Raw genomic sequence first — 3,525 nt, forward strand, 5'->3', positions numbered from 1 at the left:
TACCTAATTCTAATACACCAAGTGGTCAATCTCCGTTAAGAGGAAATTTTGCAGGTGTTGGACATATTTATGATGAAGAAAATGATGTTTTTTATCCACCTAAGCCTTATCCATCATGGATTTTAAATACAAATATTTGGAATTGGGAAGCTCCTGTACCATGTCCTTTTGTTGAAGGTGGTCCAATATATGAATGGGATGAATCAATACAAAATTGGGTAGTACAAGAATAGCCCCTTTACTTAATAAGTAAAATATTATATATATTTCATAAATATAAATATGAAAGATTTTAAAAGTACTTGTTGGCCATTTAAAATAGAAGAAATAAATAACTATGCATTTTGGGAAAACGCTTTTTCCGTTGAAGAATGTGAAGTTATAAAAAACATTGGTAAAGAAAAAGGATTAATAAGAGGAACTATTTTTAAAGAAGAAAGTATAAGCAATAACATTAGAGATAGCCAAATTTCTTGGTTATATTCATCTGATAATTTAGAATTTGCCTTTAGAAAAATTACAGACATTGTAACAAAACTAAATGAACAATTTTTTAAATTTGAATTATTTGGTTTAATAGAGGGACTTCAATTTACTAATTATCAAGCTCCAGGTGGAAAGTATGGGAGACATGTAGATAGAGGTTTTTCTTCTTTAATTAGAAAATTATCTGTTTCTATTCAATTAGATGATCCAAGTAATTATGAAGGAGGAGATTTATTTTTATATGAATCGGAAACAGGTGTTCCTATGAAAAAAGAACAAGGAACTCTTGTTGTATTTCCATCTTATACAATGCATGAAGTAACTCCTGTCACTAAAGGAGAAAGAAATTCTTTAGTAGCGTGGGTAACAGGACCCGGTTTTAAATAAAATGAATTTTAGTGACAAAAAATATCAAGTTATAAAAAATGCAATATCTAAAGAACTTGCTGAATTTATATTTAATTATTTTAAGTTGAAAAAAGAAGCTGTTAAATATTTATATGATAATAAATTGATGTATGAAACATCATTGTTAGGAACTTGGAAAGATCAACAAGTTCCAAATGTATATTCTCATTATGCAGATTTTGTTATGGAAACTTTACTATTGAAAGTAATGCCTATAATGAAAAAAGAAACTAATTTAGATTTAATTCCAACTTACTCTTTTGCAAGAATTTATGAAAAAGGTTCTATACTTCATAAACACAAAGATAGGCCGTCTTGTGAAATATCTACAACATTAAATTTAGGTGGGGATTTTTGGCCGATATATTTAGAAGGTATTAAAGTTGATTTAGAACCAGGAGATATGTTGGTATATTCTGGTTGTGATTTAGAGCATTGGAGAGAAGAATTTACAGGAGATATATGTGCTCAAGTTTTTTTACATTATAATCATATTAATGGTCCTTTTGGTAAAGATAATTTAAATGACAGAAGACCTTTTTTAGGACTTCCACCTTTTACTAAAAAATGAAAACAAAAATATACTGGGCTCCTTATGTAAAAGACAAGGAACTTGATTGGAGTATACTTCATTATGATCCAGAAAATCTTTTTGAAAGAATTAAAAGTAATGTAAATAAAGATTCAATAATTAAATCGGGAGGGAATTTAATAATGTGCCCTGCTGTTAAAAATTATATGAATAAAATTTTTGTATTTAAAAATACACTTGAATCGCATTTTAAATTAGAAGAAAATAATAAAGTAATTCCACTGTCAAAAAATTATATTAATGCCTCTATAAAAAGAGAAAGTAATTTAAAAAACTGTAAATTATTAGAATATAGCATGCCTTTAATATTTTTTAGTGAAAATGATATTAATATGTCTTTAACTTCTCCTTTTTTTTCCAATTGTCCGCATTTAAAATATGGTTCTATAGTTCCAGGTAAATTTAATATTTCAAAATGGTTTAGAAATATAAATATTGAATTTAATCTATGGGAAAATATTAATGAATTTAAAATAGAAAAAAATGAAGATTTATTTTATGTAAATTTTGAATGTGAACAAGAGGTAGAATTAATAAGATTTGATGTTACAGAAAGATTATTAAAAATCGCAGAAGTTGCAGGACACTCTACTATTTGGGAAAAATTTATCCCTTTAAAAGAAAGATATGAAAGATTTAAAAAAGCAAAGATGCATAAAATTGTAATAAAAGAAATAAAAAATAATTTAATATGAAAAATAAAGAAATAGTAAACATTTTTCCAGAAGCTTTGGGTATTTATAAAATAGAATACGATGAAAACTTTGTTAAAAATCATATCTTAAATTTAGAATATAAAGAAACCTTTGATACAACAGGATCTAATAAAAAAGATTCAAATTGTTTTATTTCTGTAAAAGGAAATATTTTAAACGGTTTAGATAAATTAAAAGAAGATATAAATAAATGTGTTAGTGATTATTTAAATAATATTTATGGTTATGAAATTAATCCTCAAATTATAGATTCTTGGGCTACAAAAACAAAAACAGGAGGAGTATCTCAGGAACATTTTCATTGTCATAGTTTGATAAGTGGTGTATTTTATTTAACCAAAGGTTCTTTTAGATTAACTAGACCAACTATTGATTATTTTTGGAAATTGAAAGTAAAAGAAAATAATTTTTTAAATGGAAAAACTTTAGATTTTAATATTGATAGTGGAACTTTGTTATTATTTAAAAGTTTTTTAAATCATAAAATTTTAAAACATGAATATAAAGAAGATAGATATTCAATTGCTTTTAATATTGTCCCTGAAGGTATTTTCGGTGGAGAAACATCTTTAATAAACTTTGGAAAAATACAATGAATTTAATAGAGGAAAAATTTTCCTTACTATTAAAAGATGTTGTTTATGCAACTAATGAACAAAAAGAAAAAGAACATTGGAATATTTCAGGTATTTTAAAAAACAACTCAAATCAAGAATTTAAATTTGATGTAAGACCGATGTTTAATATGCCTAATAATCAATTAGGTAAAAAAGGAACAACTAAAAGCAAGGCTGATAAAATAGTGCTTGAAGCTGATAATACATGGATAATAATTGATGTTTCAGAACTTCATGAATACATTAAAAATCAACAATCTAAAGTTATTCAACTTGAAGATTTGCTTAGTAAATTAGAATGGAATATATACATATCTAAGGTATAAGCTTTCTGGCTTTTATAAAATAATCATGTATAATGCTGCTTTATGCCATTACAAAAGATACAATTTAAACCTGGATTTAATAAACAACAAACTGCAACCGGAGCCGAAGGGCAATGGATTGATGGTGATAATATTAGATTTCGTTATGGTGAACCACAAAAAATAGGGGGATTCCAGCAATTAATTGCAGAGACTTTAGCAGGTCCAGCGAGAGACCAGCATACTTGGACAGCATTAGATGGTAAAAGATATGCAGCAATAGGTACTTCTAAATTATTAGTTATTTATTACGAACAAGAATTTTTTGATATTACTCCACTTGGTACAGCTTTAACATCTTGCACGTATACATCAACAACAGGATCATCAACTGTTACAAT

The 3,525-nt window shown here is 26.4% G+C and carries 7 protein-coding genes; all 7 read left to right on the forward strand.

Annotation, left to right across the window (positions count from 1 at the left end; all coding sequences use genetic code 11):
* A partial coding sequence (locus tag AC1W6K_RS11640; protein ID WP_481947613.1) for a hypothetical protein occupies window positions 1–233 on the forward strand: 233 nt, incomplete at its 5' end.
* A gap of 49 nt (window positions 234–282) precedes the next feature.
* The gene (locus tag AC1W6K_RS11645; RefSeq protein ID WP_481947614.1) at window positions 283–873 is read left to right on the forward strand and encodes a 2OG-Fe(II) oxygenase; all 591 of its coding nucleotides are present in this window, start codon (window positions 283–285) and stop codon (window positions 871–873) included.
* 1 nt (window position 874) lies between these two features.
* A complete protein-coding gene (locus AC1W6K_RS11650; protein WP_481947615.1) occupies window positions 875–1,465 on the forward strand; it encodes a hypothetical protein in 591 nt (196 codons plus the stop codon).
* Window positions 1,462–2,181, forward strand: coding sequence for a hypothetical protein (locus AC1W6K_RS11655; RefSeq protein ID WP_481947616.1), 720 nt, complete (start codon window positions 1,462–1,464; stop codon window positions 2,179–2,181). The genes AC1W6K_RS11650 and AC1W6K_RS11655 overlap by 4 nt, the downstream gene beginning before the upstream one ends.
* The gene (locus tag AC1W6K_RS11660) at window positions 2,178–2,798 is read left to right on the forward strand and encodes a putative 2OG-Fe(II) oxygenase (RefSeq protein ID WP_481947617.1); all 621 of its coding nucleotides are present in this window, start codon (window positions 2,178–2,180) and stop codon (window positions 2,796–2,798) included. The genes AC1W6K_RS11655 and AC1W6K_RS11660 overlap by 4 nt, the downstream gene beginning before the upstream one ends.
* The gene (locus AC1W6K_RS11665; protein ID WP_481947618.1) at window positions 2,795–3,145 is read left to right on the forward strand and encodes a hypothetical protein; all 351 of its coding nucleotides are present in this window, start codon (window positions 2,795–2,797) and stop codon (window positions 3,143–3,145) included. Before AC1W6K_RS11660 ends, AC1W6K_RS11665 begins: the two co-directional genes overlap by 4 nt.
* Window positions 3,146–3,187: 42 nt before the next feature.
* On the forward strand, window positions 3,188–3,525 hold a 338-nt coding region (locus AC1W6K_RS11670), incomplete at its 3' end, for a hypothetical protein (RefSeq protein WP_481947619.1).

This window comes from Aquirufa sp. (assembly GCF_964796385.1).

Excerpts from the sequence above, each read along its gene's own strand:
- AC1W6K_RS11665 (WP_481947618.1), top strand. The coding sequence starts at position 2,795 with ATGAATTTAATAGAGGAAAAATTTTCCTTACTATTAAAAGATGTTGTT.
- AC1W6K_RS11660 (WP_481947617.1), top strand. The coding sequence starts at position 2,178 with ATGAAAAATAAAGAAATAGTAAACATTTTTCCAGAAGCTTTGGGTATT.
- AC1W6K_RS11645 (WP_481947614.1), top strand. The coding sequence starts at position 283 with ATGAAAGATTTTAAAAGTACTTGTTGGCCATTTAAAATAGAAGAAATA.
- AC1W6K_RS11650 (WP_481947615.1), top strand. The coding sequence starts at position 875 with ATGAATTTTAGTGACAAAAAATATCAAGTTATAAAAAATGCAATATCT.
- AC1W6K_RS11655 (WP_481947616.1), top strand. The coding sequence starts at position 1,462 with ATGAAAACAAAAATATACTGGGCTCCTTATGTAAAAGACAAGGAACTT.